Annotated in this window: 12 protein-coding genes and 6 pseudogenes; 11 read left to right on the forward strand and 7 right to left on the reverse strand. The window is 60.2% G+C overall.

Features of this window, described 5'->3' with window-relative positions; all coding sequences use genetic code 11:
* Positions 1–290 precede the first annotated feature (290 nt).
* The 3 genes from NLY44_RS28670 to NLY44_RS28680 all read right to left on the reverse strand — a co-directional run bounded on the left by NLY44_RS28670 (position 291) and on the right by NLY44_RS28680 (position 2,482).
* A complete protein-coding gene (locus NLY44_RS28670) occupies positions 291–1,046 on the reverse strand; it encodes a Crp/Fnr family transcriptional regulator (RefSeq protein ID WP_286456141.1) in 756 nt (251 codons plus the stop codon).
* A gap of 112 nt (positions 1,047–1,158) precedes the next feature.
* The gene (locus NLY44_RS28675) at positions 1,159–1,371 is read right to left on the reverse strand and encodes a hypothetical protein (protein ID WP_155921670.1); all 213 of its coding nucleotides are present in this window, start codon (positions 1,369–1,371) and stop codon (positions 1,159–1,161) included.
* Between the two features lie 823 nt (positions 1,372–2,194).
* The gene (locus tag NLY44_RS28680) at positions 2,195–2,482 is read right to left on the reverse strand and encodes a hypothetical protein (protein ID WP_023807047.1); all 288 of its coding nucleotides are present in this window, start codon (positions 2,480–2,482) and stop codon (positions 2,195–2,197) included.
* A gap of 1,010 nt (positions 2,483–3,492) precedes the next feature.
* Between NLY44_RS28680 and bluB the strand changes: the two genes are divergently transcribed.
* The 6 genes and pseudogenes from bluB to NLY44_RS28710 form a co-directional block, all read left to right on the forward strand.
* Positions 3,493–4,128, forward strand: a complete 636-nt coding sequence (bluB, locus tag NLY44_RS28685) for a 5,6-dimethylbenzimidazole synthase (protein WP_023807046.1) — start codon at positions 3,493–3,495, stop codon at positions 4,126–4,128.
* A gap of 329 nt (positions 4,129–4,457) precedes the next feature.
* Entirely contained in the window at positions 4,458–4,610 is a 153-nt protein-coding gene (locus NLY44_RS28690; protein WP_023807044.1) for a class I SAM-dependent methyltransferase, read from the forward strand.
* A gap of 386 nt (positions 4,611–4,996) precedes the next feature.
* Positions 4,997–6,816 (forward strand): annotated as a pseudogene (glmS, locus tag NLY44_RS28695) (glutamine--fructose-6-phosphate transaminase (isomerizing)).
* A gap of 451 nt (positions 6,817–7,267) precedes the next feature.
* Positions 7,268–7,522 (forward strand): helix-turn-helix domain-containing protein, encoded by a 255-nt coding sequence (locus tag NLY44_RS28700; RefSeq protein WP_031197535.1) that lies wholly within the window; start codon positions 7,268–7,270, stop codon positions 7,520–7,522.
* Between the two features lie 681 nt (positions 7,523–8,203).
* Positions 8,204–9,086 (forward strand): annotated as a pseudogene (locus NLY44_RS28705) (IS1380 family transposase); the annotation flags it as partial.
* Between the two features lie 168 nt (positions 9,087–9,254).
* Positions 9,255–9,419, forward strand: a pseudogene (locus NLY44_RS28710) (LysR family transcriptional regulator); the annotation flags it as partial.
* Here NLY44_RS28710 and NLY44_RS28715 read toward each other — a convergent pair.
* Together NLY44_RS28715 and NLY44_RS28720 are read right to left on the reverse strand one after the other, a co-directional pair.
* On the reverse strand, positions 9,406–10,611 hold the full coding sequence (locus NLY44_RS28715; RefSeq protein WP_031356310.1) for a beta-ketoacyl-[acyl-carrier-protein] synthase family protein: 1,206 nt from the start codon (positions 10,609–10,611) through the stop codon (positions 9,406–9,408). The pseudogene NLY44_RS28710 and the gene NLY44_RS28715 overlap by 14 nt on opposite strands.
* Positions 10,612–10,887 carry an acyl carrier protein gene (locus NLY44_RS28720; protein WP_023807039.1) on the reverse strand — a complete coding sequence of 92 codons (276 nt, stop codon included), beginning with the start codon at positions 10,885–10,887 and terminating at the stop codon, positions 10,612–10,614. It abuts the gene before it with no gap.
* Positions 10,888–11,462: 575 nt separating this feature from the next.
* Between NLY44_RS28720 and NLY44_RS28725 the strand changes: the two are divergent.
* A pseudogene (locus NLY44_RS28725) lies at positions 11,463–11,564 on the forward strand (LysR family transcriptional regulator); the annotation flags it as partial.
* Between the two features lie 97 nt (positions 11,565–11,661).
* A pseudogene (locus NLY44_RS28730) lies at positions 11,662–12,815 on the forward strand (IS1380 family transposase).
* 71 nt (positions 12,816–12,886) lie between these two features.
* On the opposite strand, the gene NLY44_RS28735 reads toward NLY44_RS28730, so the two are convergent.
* Positions 12,887–13,210, reverse strand: a complete 324-nt coding sequence (locus NLY44_RS28735) for a hypothetical protein (RefSeq protein ID WP_023807036.1) — start codon at positions 13,208–13,210, stop codon at positions 12,887–12,889.
* Positions 13,211–13,266: 56 nt separating this feature from the next.
* Entirely contained in the window at positions 13,267–13,656 is a 390-nt protein-coding gene (locus tag NLY44_RS28740; RefSeq protein ID WP_023747260.1) for a hypothetical protein, read from the reverse strand.
* Positions 13,657–14,212: 556 nt separating this feature from the next.
* Here NLY44_RS28740 and queC point away from each other — a divergent pair.
* From queC to queE, 3 genes and pseudogenes are all read left to right on the forward strand, one after another.
* Positions 14,213–14,910, forward strand: a pseudogene (queC, locus tag NLY44_RS28745) (7-cyano-7-deazaguanine synthase QueC).
* A complete protein-coding gene (gene queD, locus NLY44_RS28750; RefSeq protein WP_023807034.1) occupies positions 14,910–15,266 on the forward strand; it encodes a 6-carboxytetrahydropterin synthase QueD in 357 nt (118 codons plus the stop codon). The pseudogene queC and the gene queD overlap by 1 nt, the downstream one beginning before the upstream one ends.
* Complete coding sequence (queE, locus tag NLY44_RS28755) at positions 15,263–15,997, forward strand: 7-carboxy-7-deazaguanine synthase QueE (RefSeq protein ID WP_023713158.1); 735 nt, start codon at positions 15,263–15,265, stop codon at positions 15,995–15,997. The genes queD and queE overlap by 4 nt, the downstream gene beginning before the upstream one ends.
* Positions 15,998–16,217 lie beyond the last annotated feature (220 nt).

A 16,217-nucleotide genomic window follows, 5' to 3' on the forward strand; every position in this document is an offset into this window, starting at 1 on the left:
CGAGTCATCTCGGGTCTCCTTTGGAGTCACCGGAAGGTGGTGCACAGCCGTATCGTGCTTCGCAATCCTGAACGACTGCGAGGGGCGGTTTGTTCCTCGCGTGGCGCATGCAGCGGTGCCGGCATGACAGCTTCGTCTTGGATCCCGATGCTCGGCAACGTCGGCGGTGAAGTCTCTGTCTAGGCGGCTTACCCGGACATGACTCCAATGCAGGAAATCGACCATCTCCTGTTCGAGCACATTCGTTGGCGATCACCGTCGCGGCGCTACGGACGCCGCGGCGCCTGCGATCAATGCAGTTTGCCGACTAGCCGAGCGTATTCGGCTTCAGCCCTGCCATATGACCCATCTGCCAGCGCAATTAGACGCGCGCGATCAAGAATGACTACCTCTCCTCGCCTTGAGCGTATCAGACCTTGGCCCTCCAAGGTTTGCAGCGCTATGGTGACGCCGGGCCGCCTGACACCGAGCATAACTGATAAGAACTCGTGCGTAATCGCAAAGCTGTTCCCCTCGACGCGATCATCACACATCACCAGCCATCTTGAGAGCCTATCGACGATGTTCATCCGGGCATTGCTGAGCGCGGTGAAGCTTGCCTGGAGGTGAAAGTAGTGAACGTAGCGGAGCAGAAAACTTCGCAGGGTTGGGCTTGTCAAAAGCGCCTTGGTGAAGAGGCCCGCGTCGATAACAAAGGCTCGGGCTTCTAATTGGACGTAACAATCGTGCGTTGACCGGTCATCGCCCATGATAAGCGCTGAGCCGGTCATACCCTCACAACCTATGATTCCGATCTCAGCTTCAATACCAGGCCGCAGTTCGCCCACCACTGACCCGAGACCGCTCTCGAAGAAGTACACGGTTCTGATTGGAGACCCCGCCACTTCGAGATGCGTCTTCAGTCCAAGGGAGACGCTTTCCAAATGAGGTTGCAGCAAGGCCAAATCTGCCGAGCACATTCGAAGCAGCAGCGAATTGCGATAGATGGAATTTTGGCCTGTGTCGCATTGCGCGGCAGTGTGAGTTTGTGAACTGGAATCTGTCATAGCTCCCTCTCCCTATTGGGGCGGAAGCATGTTGATCGCTCACAGCCGACGGACGCCCTTAGAGTTGCCGTCGATGGCACACTGTACGCCTGCGGACCGCGGATGTCCCATTTTAACTGCGTTGATCGGCGCCAGCCAGGGTTTGGCGCACCCGCTCTAACGCCGCATTCAAATGCTCCAGAAATTCGTCATCGCTTTTGGTCGCCAAGCCGACTTGTCGAGCGCGAGTTACAATGCGCTCCTGGAGTGAAACCGCTGTCTCGTAGTGGTCGACGATCATCTGAAATGAAGCGCTCATTGGGGCGGATTCAAAGAGCTGTGCCATTGTGGCAATGTAGTTCCACGATGATGAGAGTCCATGCGGCCGCCGCTTGGGTAACAATCGTACAATATACCCAAGACTGGCCGCGCTCTTTGGTTAGCCTCCAGTAGCCTTGCGAGGCGCAGCTTCTCGTCGCCCTTCTCCTCGTGACCCGGCCGACCGGTCCCGGCTTCAGCCATTCCGCCTTGTCCTTCTTATGCTCCTTCGGGACCGGGACGCCGACCTCGCCCTGCACACGATCCCATAGCGTTTGCCTCTTGTCGGCCTTGAAGGCTAACATCGCCCGCCCTTGTAGGACCGCTTTTCAGCCATGATCACCTCGGGGCGCTGAACGAAGCGCGTGCTTGTCGACTCTGTCGGTCGTCGCAGACGCTTACGGAGGCCTCACCGAAGAGGGCGATGCGCACTCCGGCTCGACGACGGCTGTCGCAAATCAGACTGCTGTGGGATGCACCACCATCGATCGGTACTAGGATTCTCAACCTCGGCAATAAGCTCCTCTGTACAGCAAGCGACCTTCCTGCCTAGCAATACCAAAAGTCAAACCCCGCCGCAGATGCATATCCCTGGCAGCACGCGTCGGTCTTTGGCCACGCATCTGCCAAACCGAAATCAAGTAGCCCGCCAGCGCGCGACCCTCAACGCGATCTTGATCATTGCAGTCGGGCAATAACTCATCTCTTTGGAGCTTGGTGGTGATATATAGGCGCCCAAGCCAGCGCTAATATTGCATGGAGCTAAAATGCCCGCTAAGATTTCTTGGGTGTTAGCTGGCGGGTATTTGATGGGGTTTGGTCGTCTAGGCGCGGTCGCTCTGGTTCTGGCGTTATTCATCAGCAGCGCTCATGGCCAAGAATCCTGCGACCCTAACTACACAGGCGCCTGTGTTCCAATCGCCAGCGATGTCGACTGTTCCTCCGGAAAGGGCAATGGTCCCGCATACGTACACGGGCCGGTCTCTGTCGTAGGCACCGATATCTATGATCTTGACCGAGACGGCGACGGAATAGGTTGCGAAAACGGCTAGAGGAGGCAAGTCGCCCTCCAACTTCATGACGGCACCAGCCCATCCGCTGTTGATGGTAACGGTCATCTCCGGGTTGAGGGTGAGCAACGTTCCCAGCCATTTGCATCAAATATTAGGACCTCGTAAATGCGACTTGTGGCGACTCTGCGGTACGACGGTCGAACACCGTCCACGTCTCATCCGTCTCCTGCCATACGTTTGTCAGTTGGTAGCTGATTGTAGAATGTGCCAGTAACTGGGGATGCTCATCGCGTTCCACATGCGCGAGCCCTGATGCGCGTCAGTTATTTTTACTCTCCGAGAACCACTGGCCCGGGCGATGTTTCTCCGAGAAGAACAAAGAGGTAGATGGTTCCGGCATGGTCCCACCAATGCTTTCCCCTTGTGAACGGCATCCAAACTTTTCGGCGGGCTTGAACAGCGGCCGCCTTTGGCGGCTGTCGTAGGGCTGATGATAGACTCCATTCCAGCTCTTTCTAATGTGTCGTCCGAACAGTGAACGAAAGTAGAACATGTAATTCAAGCGCGAATTGACCGTGAGAGGGATGAGCTCCAATTTGGGTCATGCCTGACGCTGCTGGAAGACGAAATTGCGGTGGCGACTGGAAGCTCAGCGATGCCCCAAATGAAATTGGGCAGCTGGTGCTGTCCGCTGCGGCGCTATGACGTCAGACGATGGTATCTGCCGAATGACCTGGGAATCTTCGGGGACGTCGAGGCCGGTCGTGGTCGGAAGCAAACTGAGTTGCAGGCGGTGCTGTAGGAACGAGTATATGCAAGCTGAGACGCCTGTCGCCGTCTCCGCGTTCCAGGCCGACGTTCTCCTCGTTCCGAGGCTTGGTGAGCGATACGGGTGCGCCTGAGTGTCAATGGCGCATTTAGCAACGGCCTGGTACACGATTCACCGCCCTGCGAGCTGATCGAACTGGCTTGGTCGATTGCATCGTAATAGCGCCGCCCACCAGGAAAGATTTTTCTATCGTTTGCGGTTGGGGTCGCATGACGCGATTGTCGGACGCAACAAGCCAGCTTGGCAATAGGCAGAGGCTGTCCACACTGTACTCCCTAGTGCCCAATCCATACCTAACGAGACCGCCATGCCGTCACCTCCAGATTTCACCGACGATTTTCGCTCCGGGCTGATCACGCTGCTGCGCTGGCGCAGGGATGTGCGGCGCTTCGAGCCAACGGCTCTGCCAGAGGGTACGCTGGAACGCCTGCTCGAGCTCGCCAGCATTGCGCCCTCCGTTGGCCTCAGCCAGCCCTGGCGCTTCGTAGTGGTCGAGAGCCTCAAGCGGCGCACTGCCGTGAGAGACTGCTTCGAGCGCTGCAATGCCGAGGCGCTCACGCGCTTTTCGGGAGAGCGCGCCGCACTCTATGCCCGGCTGAAGCTTGCCGGGCTCGACGAGGCGCCCTGTCAATTCGCGGTCTTCGCCGACCACACGACCCGACAAGGCCATGGGCTCGGTCGCATGACCATGGCGGCGACCATCGACTATTCGGCCGTCATGGCAGTGCACACACTGTGGGTGGCGGCGCGGGCGGAGGGCATCGGCATGGGCTGGGTGTCGATCCTCGATGCGACCGAGATGGCCGAAATTCTCGACACGCCGCCCGAATGGACGCTGATCGGCTATTTCTGCCTCGGCTATGCCAGCGAGGAGCACGACATGCCGACCTTGGAACGCGAATGCTGGGAACATCGGCGGCCGCCGGTGGTGATCAGGCGGTAGTGGGGCTGCCTATCATTCGCCTCTTCCGTGGCGATGAGCTTGACGCAGATCGGGTCGCCCTTCGCCACGTTGCCATTCCGACCGAAGCCGAGGTTCGTGTTCTTGCAAAGGCTAGGAAAGAGCAGCATGACAAGCGCGACCGCAGCGAAGATGGCGCTTGCGACAACCGGGCTGAAGCCGGGCTTGGAGGTGGTCGACCTCTGTTGCGGGGCGGCTGTGCCGATCGCCACAATCGCCCGCCATGTCGTCGCACTACGCCGACCAGCTGGAGGCCGCGCAGCGCCGGCTGACCGGCGCCGGCGCGACCAATTGCGAATTCGTCGCCGGCTATGCGCTATGAACTCGCTACTCTGGTGGTGTCACGCCCCGTCGACTTCGTCTTCACGGCCAACGCCTTCGACGGCGTCCCGGACCGACCGCGGCTGGCACGTGCCGTGCGCGAGGCGCTCGCCCCCGGCGGACATTTTGTTATCGTCAACTGACACCGGCAGCCGCGCGAGACGACGACGGTCCTGAAGCGAACTCAGGCTGTCGCCAAGACAGACCATCGCCGATGCCCAAGTCGGCGGCACAATGCTCCTACCCGCAGGCCCGTCGTCCGTCCACTGTCCAAGGCCTCCCGGCCTTTCTGAGGCCGTGATCCTGCCGCGGGTGTGAGTTTGCGATCCTCATAAGAGCGTCAGGCGCGAATAGAAGTTTGGGTCGTGGCCCCACAGCGGCCGACCTATCCATCGGGTGGATGGTAGTTATCACAACAATCAATTTTACCAATATTATGGATTACTACTACAAGGCCGCCACTTAAAGCGGCCGGACGGGTATCCGTCTCGCGTGGGCTGGTGCTGCCCGCAAAGATGCGGAGACGAACATGTGCGGGATTGTTGGCATCGTTGGGCAACAGCCGGTGTCGGATCGGTTGATCGGCGCGTTGAAGGGTTTGGAATATCGCGGCTATGATTCCGCCGGCGTTGCGACGATCATCGAGGGTGCCTTGCACCGCCGGCGCGCCGAGGGCAAGCTCGTCAATCTCGAGACGCGACTGAAGGAAGAGCCGCTGAGCGGCAACGTCGGCATCGGCCACACGCGTTGGGCAACCCACGGGGCCTCGACCGAACGCAATGCGCACCCGCACTTTAGCGACGGTGTCGCCGTAGTCCATAACGGCATCATCGAGAATTTCACCGAGCTGAAGGACGAATTGGCGGCGGATGGCGCCGAGTTCCAGACCGACACCGACACAGAGGTCGTTGGGCATCTCTTGGCAAGATACCGCCGAGAGGGCATGAGGCCGCAAGAGGCCACGCGTGCCATGCTGAAACGCGTCAAGGGCGCCTATGCGCTTGCCATCCTCTTCGAAGATGAACCGACGACCATCACGGCGGCGCGCAACGGACCACCGCTCGCGATCGGTCACGGCGACGGCGAGATGTTCCTGGGCTCCGACGCGATCGCCCTTGCTCCTTTCACCAATGAAATTACCTATCTCATCGACGGCGACTGGGCCGTCGTCGGCAATTCGGGCGCCCATATCTTCGATATCGACGGCCGTCCCGTCGAGCGTCCGCGCCATATCTCCACGGCCGCGGCCGATCTGGCCAACAAGGGCAACCATCGCCACTTCATGGAGAAGGAGATTTACGAGCAGCCCGAGGTCATCGCCCATGCTCTCCGTCATTACATTAACATCATAGACAGTCGCGACATGGTTCCTGGCATTGATTTCGCCAAGGTCCCGAGCTTGGCGATCTCTGCCTGCGGGACCGCCTATTTCGCCGGACTGATCGGAAAATACTGGTTCGAGCGCTATGCGCGCCTGACGGTTGAAATCGACGTTGCGTCCGAATTCCGTTACCGCGAGATCCCGTTGCCGCCGCAGTCGGCGGCTCTTTTCATCTCGCAGTCCGGCGAAACCGCCGATACGCTTGCGTCATTGAGGTACTGCAAGGAGCGTGGGCTGAAAATTGGCGCTATCGTCAATGCCTGCGAATCGACCATCGCTCGGGAGGCCGATACGGTTTTCCCGATCCTTGCCGGACCGGAGATCGGCGTCGCCTCTACCAAGGCTTTTACCTGCCAGCTTGCCGTTCTAGCAGCACTCGCCATCGGCGCGGCCAGAGCCCGCGGGACCGTCCCCGAAGACGAGCTGCAGGCGCTCGTCAGGAGCCTCGCCGAATTGCCGCGCGTGATGGGCCACGTACTCGAGTGCATCCAGCCGGAAATCGAGTTCTTGTCGCGCGAACTGTCAAAGTGTCGTGACGTCCTGTATCTCGGCCGTGGCACCAGTTTCCCGCTAGCGATGGAAGGTGCGCTGAAGCTCAAGGAGATTTCCTACATCCATGCCGAGGCTATGCAGCGGGTGAATTGAAGCACGGGCCGATCGCCTTGATAGACGAGAACATGCCAGTGATCGTCATCGCGCCCCATGACCGTCTTTTCGACAAGACCGTTTCCAACATGCAGGAAGTGGCTGCCCGTGGAGGGCGGATTATCCTCATCACCGATGAAAAAGGGGCAGCCGTATCGAAACTCGAAACCATGCACACGCTCGTGCTGCCGGTTGTCGACGAGATTATCGCGCCAATGATCTTCTCGCTCCCGATACAGCTTCTAGCCTACCACACGGCGCTCTTCATGGGGACGGATGTAGACCAGCCGCGCAATCTCGCAAAATCGGTCACGGTCGAATGATTGTGAACCTGTACAGGTGGCGATGCGCCTCCAGGAAAGCGGTACCCCTTGTCTGGATCCGAAGCCCGGATGAAACCAGATGACCATTGTTTGCTGCAATTGCGAAACTCGGTAGCGGTTACGAGCGGGTCTTTCGCTGCCTCGCCGGTGGAGATTGGCCGAAGGAAGCAGTGTCCTGCCGAAAATTCGAGTTGCTGTTCAAGAAAGCCATCGGCGAGAATGGTCCACGAAGGATCGCAGGTCGCATGCGCTACGCCGACCAGGCTCTCAGCACGGGCAGCCTTGATACTTGATCAGAAGGAGGTGAGCCGCCATATTCCGGCCCGGCCAATTCAGCGGCCCATCCCATGCATGAGGCCGGTTCGGCCGAATGGACGACCATTTTTTTATTTGCTAGGTGTGCGCCTCGGGGAGGAATCTCCGAGGGAGCTCCCAGTTCTTGGAGATGTTTATGAAGGATTCGCGCATTCCCGAACCAGTCTTGACGGCTATGTCCCAGGGAACCCACATCGTCCGCGCTTATCGCGAGCACCTTGGATATTCGATCGACGACCTGGCGGTCGCGTGCGGGCTGGCCGCTGAGGAAATCCAAAACATCGAGCGAGGTCTGAGGTACAGCAAGGGCTATCGGGATCGGATAGCGAAATCGCTTTCCATACCTGTGGGAATTCTTGAGTCGGAGTTGGACATTTCGGACGCCGCCTGAACAGTCGGATGATCTGCAATGGGTGGACTAGCTGTTGTGATGTGAAGCTTGCGGCTGATGTCGACGCTTGATTCGATTTGATGCGATGCCTTCTGGCGCAGCTCGCCGAACAACAAAGCGATATAGCCGCCCGGAGTGCTACGAAACGTGCACGACGGCATCGGCTCGCGACGAAGGACTAACGGCGAACTCTTCCTAGTTCGGCAAGGCGATGCTGGCTTGAGCATCAACTCGGCCTACGGGCTGAATCGTCCAACATGGCGAGTCGCGCCGCTCTGAAATTAACATGGCGGGCATCCTGACGTTTCCGGGTTGACTATGGGCGTTCGAACCACGAAAAGGGGCCGCTCTTCGTGAGTGGCGTGCGCCGGCAGTCTGACCCCCAAGCCCCCCGCCCAGGCTGCCGGCGCGCTTCTAGAAAGATCGAAGTAGGCACTCGCTTGCGCTCTGCCCGCTCACACCTTGTGGTTCCTCCTGCGGGTCCAGCGGACCACCATGGGTGTCGCCAGTTCTGGTGGTTACGCGCGTCCATTTGCGATCTCGTTCAGTGAGTGCACCGCAAGCACCCTCTCTGCTAGCCTGAAAAATTCATGGGGGTTGGTGGATGTGGCGCAAGCCTTGAAATGACGTAGGATTTGGTTGCTTAAGCCGATCCGAAATTTCCCGGAGACCACACCCACCATGAACGATGTTGCGCTGCCGCTGAGCGGTTTGTCATCAGTCGGCGGCAAGTCCGTCGTCGCCCGTTTCGACGGCGGCATGCTGTCGTCCAACAGCGGCGTTCTGGCCTTGGCCGAGGTGGAAAAGCGGTTGCGGGTGGCCGAGCGTCTGGCGCGTTGCATCGACGATCCGCGCTGCCCGGACCAGGTCGTCCACAGCCTGGCGGACATGATCGGCTTTCGCATGAAGATGATCGCTGCGGGCTACGAGGACGGCAACGACGCCAACCGGCTGCGCCGCGATCCGGTCTTCAAGATGGCCCAGGATGCGCTGCCGTCGGGTCGGGATCTGGCGTCGCAATCGACGCTGTGCCGGCTGGAGAACCTACCCGGCGTGCGGGAGTTGGTCGATGGGACGGGCGATGGTCGATCTCTATTGCGCCTCGTTCCGGCAGGTGCCGAAGCGGATCGTACCCGACATTGACGACACCTTCGACGCTGTGCACGGAGGCCAACAGCTTCGCCTGTTCAATGCCCACCATGACGAGTACGGCTTCCAGCCGATCGTCGTGTTCGATGGTGCGGGACGGTTCGTCAGCGCGATCCTGCGACCGGCCAAGCGGCCGAGTGGGGCTGAGATCCGCCCCCACCTGCGCCGTCTGGTGCGGGCGATCCGGATCAACTGGCCGAACATTCGAATCCTGCTCCGCGGCGATAGCCATTATTGCAACCCGCAGGTCATCGACTGGTGCCGCGCCAACGACGTCGACTTCATCTTTGGCCTCGCGCCCACCACGACCCTGCGCAAGCATGTCGCGGATCTGGATGCCAGCACGACGGCACGCTTGGAAGCGTCGGCCAAGACAGGCAAGGTCCGCAGGTTCAAGGAGCTCGTTGACGGCGCCCGCGGCGCGGCCGGGCCGGCAGCACTCAGGCGGCTATAACGGGCGCAGAGCCGACCCTGCGGCTTCCAGACATTATCGTGTACAGCTTCAGACCCTCAAGCCGAGCCCGCAGGGCCTCGCTTACCTTTTACGGGGCGGCGGTACGTCCAAGCCGCTTCAACAGTTAAGAATTTCGCAAAGACGATACCCCCGGATCGTCGAGCTTCCGCTGCCACTTCCCGCATTCGCCGAGGCGGTCAATGACCCGCCCTTCACAATAGTTATCTGGCAAGCATCTGGATGCGAGAGATAATGTTGCCGGAGGCATCTCTCATGGCCTCTACACCTGCCTGAACGCCAGAACCGCGTTCGTGCCGCCAAAGGCGAAGGAGTTGCTCAGTGCCACGCGCACCTTGCGCTCGCGTGCCACATTGGGCGTGACGTCGAGATCGCAATCGGGGTCCAGCTCACGATAATTGGCAGTCGGCGGCACGACGCTCTCGCGGATAGCCATCACGCAGGCGATCAACTCGAGCGCGCCGGACGCGCCGAGGCAATGCGCGTGCATGGACTTGGTAGAAGAAATGGACATTGAGAAGGCGTGCTGACCGAAGACGCGCTTGATCGCCGCCGTCTCGATCTGGTCGTTGGCCTTTGTGCCGGTGCCGTGCGCGTTGAGATAGTCGACATCCTCGGCGTCCAGCCTGGCATCGGCAAGGCAGGCCCGCATTGCTGCCTCCGGCCCCTCGACAGTCGGCGCGACGATGTCGGACGCATCGGCGGAAAGGCCGGCACCGGCAATTTCGGCAAGGATGGTGGCGCCCCGAGCCAGGGCATGCTCGTAGCTTTCCAGCACCGCCATGCCGGCGCCTTCACCAAGCGATAGGCCCTGGCGATCGGCCGAGAATGGCCGGCAAGCATCGGGCGAAAGCACGCGGATCGCTTCCCATGCCTTCAGCACACCCCATACGAGCGGCGCTTCGCTGCCGCCGGCAAGCATCACGTCGGCCCGGCCGTGCCTGATCTGGTCCACCGCGCAGGCAATCGCATGGTTTGCCGAGGAACAGGCGGACGTGACGCCGAAGACCGGCCCGCGCAGGCCGAGACTCATGCTGACCTGGCCGGCAGCGGCACCCGGCATCGCCTTGGGTACAGTCAAGAGAGCGGCACGCTTACCGCCCAGCAGGATGGCGCGGTAGGTTTGCTCGATCGCATCCCACCCGCAGCCGCCAACGCCCACCGTCGCACCGAAGCGATAGCTATTTCCCTCTTTGGAGGAAAGTCCGGCCTGACGCATGGCTTCGCGCGCCGCAAGAACAGCGAGCAGGCTGAAGCGGTCCATGGAGATGAGTTGCTTGCGGTCGATGTCATGCTCCGGCAGCGCTTTGATCTCGGCACCAATCCTGACCCTCAATTCATGGAGCTCGGAGTTGACGATTGGGCCGATGGCGGAGCGGCCTTCTCGCATCTCTGTCCAAATGGCGGCGGTGTTGGTCCCAAGCCCGCAAATCCCGCCAATCCCAGTAATCACGACGCGCCTGTCCATTCACACCCCCGTAGCGAGCAAGCTGCGCACGGCTTCCACCATGTCCCCAACATTCTGGAGATCCGACCATGCCTCGGCCGTATTCATCTCGATCTCGATGCCGTAGGCCTGCTCCAGGTCCCAGAGAACGTCCGCCAATCCCAGTGAATCGATACCGAGCGAAGTCAGTCTCGTGGCAGCCGTTATCTCGACGCCTGTGGCAGGCGCTATGCCGCCCTCCGACGCGGCGCGCTTCTTGATCATGGCGATTATTTCGTTGGCGAGTTGATCTGCCATCTTGTTCCTTTCCAGCTTGCGTTTTCGGCGTCGTTCAAAACCCGAATCGCGTCGCGTTGCCAAAATTGCCCCTCATGGAGCCCTGTGCGCCGACCAAGCCCAATGCCCATAGGAACCGGACGAGTTCCGGCTTCTGCGGCGTCAGCCCGATGACGAAGAAAAGTCGCCGGCCTCCCGCTTTTGCGCCAGCACATCAAGAATCTGCGTGTAAATGGATAGGAACCGTCGTCAAACGTCAGCTAAACGCTGCGACGGTGGGTGCTGTCAGCGTATTCACTCGGCACCTCATATGTAATCGAGATGTTTCATAGCTCCGGACCAGTTGCGATCAACTATTGTACCGGTCCGCCATTCGTCGGAGAGTTCGACATGATCGGAGCGCTGCCTCTCATTTCCAGTACAATCTCCACCGCACGCGACAGATTTCCTCTTTCGGGCTCTTCTCAAGGGACTCGCCACGCGATAGGGGCAGTGATCGGCGCACTTGAGATCCTGCCAGGTCCATGCGACATTCCGGAAAATTGGTAAAATCCTTTGTTTCAATCAAATTCATCCACGCTATGGATAGCTAAGACATGCGTTTCAAAGGGCTCGATCTGAATCTTCTCGTCGTTCTCGACGCGCTGCTGAGCGAGCGCAGCCTCACGGCGGCGGCACGCCGCATCAACCTAGCCAAATTCATGGGGGTTGGTGGATGTGGCGCAAGCCCGTTGAAATGACGTAGGATTTGGTTGCTTAAGCCGATCCGAACCATTTCCCGAGACCACACCCACCATGAACGATCTTGCGCTGCCGCTGAGCGGTTTGTCATCAGTCGGCGGCAAGTCCGTCGTCGCCCGTTTCGACGGCGGCATGCTGTCGTCCAACAGCGGCGTTCTGGCCTTGGCCGAGGTGGAAAAGCGGTTGCGGATGGCCGAGCGTCTGGCGCGTTGCATCGACGATCCGCGCTGCCCGGACCAGGTCGTCCACAGCCTGGCGGACATGATCGGCTTTCGCATGAAGATGATCGCCGCCGGCTACGAGGACGGCAACGACGCCAACCGGCTGCGCCGCGCTCTCGACACCTTCGACGCTGTGCACGGAGGCCAACAGCTTCGCCTGTTCAATGCCCACCATGACGAGTACGGCTTCCAGCCGATCGTCGTGTTCGATGGTGCGGGACGGTTCGTCAGCGCGATCGCGACCGGCCAAGCGGCCGAGTGGGGCTGAGATCCGCCCCCACCTGCGCCGTCTGGTGCGGGCGATCCGGATCAACTGGCCGAACATTCGAATCCTGCTCAGCGGCGATAGCCATTATTGCAACCCGCAGGTCATCGACTGGTGCCGCGCCAACGACGTCGACTTCATCTTTGGCCTCGCGCCCACCACGACCCTGCGCAAGCATGTCGCGGATCTGGATGCCAGCACGACGGCGCGCTTCGAAGCGTCGGCCAAGACAGGCAAGGTCCGCAGGTTCAAGGAGTTCGTTGACGGCGCCGCTAGTTGGAGCCGCATCGAGCGCATCATCGCGCGGGTCGAGGTCGGCGCCCACGGTGGCGATATCCGCTTCGTCGTCACCAACCTTGCCGGTGGGAAGGCCAAGGCGCTCTACGAGGGTGTCTACTGCCGGCGCGGCGCGGCCGAGAACCACATCGTGGAAGACGCATCTTGCCGCCGACCGCACATCCTGCACCAGAGCGACGGCCAACCAGTTCCGGCTATTCCTGCATGCCGGTGCTTACTGGTTGATGTGGGGCTTGCTGGCCGCGATGCCGAGGCGCTCGAGCTTTGCCGTCGCCCAATTCGACACGCTGCGATTGCGCCTCATCAAAATCGCTGCGCGGGTGGTCGAGATGAAATCGCAAATCCGCCTGCACCTGCCGACATCGTGCCCCGACCAGCGCATCCTGCGCATCGTCCTCGATCGCATCCCCCAACTCGCGACATAACGATGGGCGCAGGCGCCCGAAACGAACCCGCCGACCGCAACCTGTAAACCCCCGCCTGCCATCACGACGGATCATCGCCGGCACCCGACGAGGCTTGTCAAAATGCACAGGGCGGCCAGATCGCCGATGCAGGCCGCCGAAAGCTCATCGCCGTGCATCAAGGCGGCTAGATGGCAACGAGGCTTATGCCGCCCGTGCATCGCAGCTCCATATGCATGAGGGGTCGTCGCTTCAAAATACTTGATACATTTGCGCTTGCGTAGCTCCTTGCATGCGCGCGATGCCAGGAGGAGACCTCTGTCTAAACGCTCGCATCGATGCAACGCCGTTGACACCATCATCGCGGCGACCGCTTTGCCACGGCCGCCGCAGCCCTTTTCGAGCATCACGATCATGCCGGCGCCATCGCAGTGATGCACATGCAAATTCAGAGATGCACTCTGGCCATATGCTAGGTGCCCAGCATATGTCCGGCATCCCGCAACGCCGCTACGAAAAGACGGGCATTGCCGTTGGCATCCATCTTGGCCTGCATCGACAGGGGCATCCTGTGCCAGCTCTCCAAGGCCGCAATGTAATGTGAGAACATACCGTTAACGATGCAATAGTGGGTAACTAGGCCGTGTCCGTCTAACGCCAGCACGCCGAATTGGCCGCCGTGATATCGGATGGCTGCGACCCGCTGGACCTGCGCGTCACCGTCGATCCGAACGTCGAAAAGCAGGCTGCCGCGGCTCCTGGTGGCTATCTCGGCGGCTTTTTCAGCGAAGCTCAACGAGAGCGAGCGGACGCTTTCGACTGCCATCTGTAAAACCATCAAGTTCAGTTCATCCACTGCCATGAGGTACCTGTGCGCAAGACATGGGTGATTGCAATCGACCACACCGCTTGTTCACAGATGTCGGCTCACGACCGGTTATTCAGGGTTCGCCGGTCATCCATTGAGGGCGTGCTCATCAAAATGCTCCTGAAGTGGAATGCGCTGCTTCTACGAAACGCAAGGAGCAGGCCAGCCAAGCTGTCGCGACAATTGACCTCATAATCCATCCCGATATCTGGATTTCGGCATCGCTGAACATCCCTGATTAGTGAGCTGTTTGCGGCAAGCCCATCTCGGCTTTGTACCCCGAAACCGTTGCACCGGCGTCGCTCGGCGCTCGGGACCGCCAGGCTCTGCTCGTCGAGAACTTTGTCCCCGAGAAGCGTTCGACTCTGAGCATTCCGCTCAAGGGTGACGTCTCGTCCGTGTCCTTGCAGCTCACTGCGAAGGCTTTTTGCGCATCGCACGCAAGCGCACGAACTGGTCTCCGTTCACTTCACAAAATGGTTTTCCTGAAGTACTGGAGCGCAGAGAAATCTCCGGTCGCAGCCTACCCGGTTAAAACAAGGACCCAACGATGAAGACTCTCGTCGTCTGCTCCGGCGGATTGGATTCCGTTACTCTTGCCCACAAGGTGGCAGCGGAGCACCAGCTTACCGGCCTGCTATCGTTCGATTACGGCCAACGGCATAGGAAGGAATTGGGCTTCGCCACCCTTTGCGCGGAGCGCCTGAGTGTCCCGCAGCGAATCATCGATATCCACGAGATCGGCGGCGGCCTTTCCGGCTCCGCGCTGACCGACAATGTGGACGTGCCCGACGGGCACTATGCCGAAGACACGATGAAGATAACCGTGGTGCCCAACCGGAACGCCATCATGTTGGCCATTGCCTTCGGCCTCGCCGCAGCGCAAGACGCTGACGCAGTGGCGACGGCCGTGCATGGTGGGGATCACGTTGTCTATCCCGATTGCCGTCCGGCCTTCATCGACGCTTTCCAGATGATGCAGGACCACGCGCTCGACGGCTACGCGCAGATTCGCCTTTATGCACCCTATGTGAACCTGGCGAAGGCGGACATTGTTACGGATGGAGCCACATACGGTACGCCGTTGCGCAGACCTGGTCCTGTTACAAGGGCGCCGAGCGTCATTGCGGGAGGTGCGGGACCTGCGTCGAGCGGCGTGAGGCGTTTCACATCGCTGGGCACCCGGACCCAACGGAGTATGAGGACTCCGACTTCTGGCTCGGAGCGCTGCGAAGGACCACCGCGTAATGTTCCGCATCACCAAGGAATTCCACTTCTCAGCCTCGCATCAGCTCACCTCATTGCCACCCGATCACCAATGCGCGCGCCTGCACGGACATAACTACATCGTCGAAGTGGAGCTTTCAGCGGATGGACTGGACGATCACGGCTTCGTGCGCGACTACCACGACTTGGCGCCATTCAAACGCTACATCGACGAGAGCTTCGACCACCGACATCTCAACGACGTGCTGGGACACGAGCAAGTCACGGCAGAATATCTGGCCAGACATTTCTACGAATGGTGCAAGGCACGCCTGAGCGAAACCGCGGCCGTGCGGGTGAGCGAAACGCCGAAAACCTGGGCGGAATACCGGCCATGACGAATACTCATCCCGCAATCCGCGTTAGCGAGATTTTCGGGCCGACGATCCAGGGCGAGGGCGTGCTCATAGGTTTGCCGACGATCTTCGTCAGAACCGGCGGGTGTGACTATCGCTGTTCCTGGTGCGACAGCCTCCATGCTGTGGACAATCAATTCCGCCATGAATGGGAGATGATGTCCGTTGGCGCGGTGTGGAAAAATGTGCTTGCCCTTTCCGGTGGCCGCCCGCTGATGGTGTCGCTATCAGGCGGCAATCCGGCCATCCAGCCGCTCGGCGCGCTCATCGACCGGGGCCATGGTGACGGTTACCGTTTTGCGCTGGAAACCCAAGGGTCGCTTGCCAGGGACTGGTTTGCGCAGCTTGACGTGCTGATCCTCAGCCCAAAGCCGCCGTCAAGCCAAATGACGACAGATTGGGCCGCTGTCGAGGCGTGCCTCCAGGCGGCACAAGGCAAGCCCCAAGTCGTGCTCAAGCTCATTGTTTTCGACGAAAGGGACTACACCTACGCGAAAGACGCCGCTGCGCAATTTCCGCAACTTCCGATCTATCTGCAGCCCGGCAATCACACGCCGCCACACCCCACAAATGATGACGCGCCTGTCGACCTTGACGGAATATTGAAGCGCATGGAGTGGCTGGTTGACAGCGTGACCCGCGACAGATGGTTCGAGGCCCGCGTGCTACCGCAGCTGCACGTTGTGCTCTGGGGTAACAAGAGAGCCGTCTAGCCCAGGCCCTTTCCACTGGAACTGCGCCGGCAGAATTCGGGTGAACGGGTGGTTCAGGTCGAAGGGAGCTGTCGCCGACAACCATGATCCGACAGGCAGGGCTCGAGCGGACGATATCGTCGCTGCGCCAAGACGCGTCTGGTCCGCTCCGAATCTTGTTTCGATACGACGGTCGCCGATCAACAAACGTACCGCGGTCCATGATCGACTGAGAGGCATG

Source organism: Mesorhizobium sp. C089B, assembly GCF_030323125.1.
Lineage (GTDB): Bacteria > Pseudomonadota > Alphaproteobacteria > Rhizobiales > Rhizobiaceae > Mesorhizobium.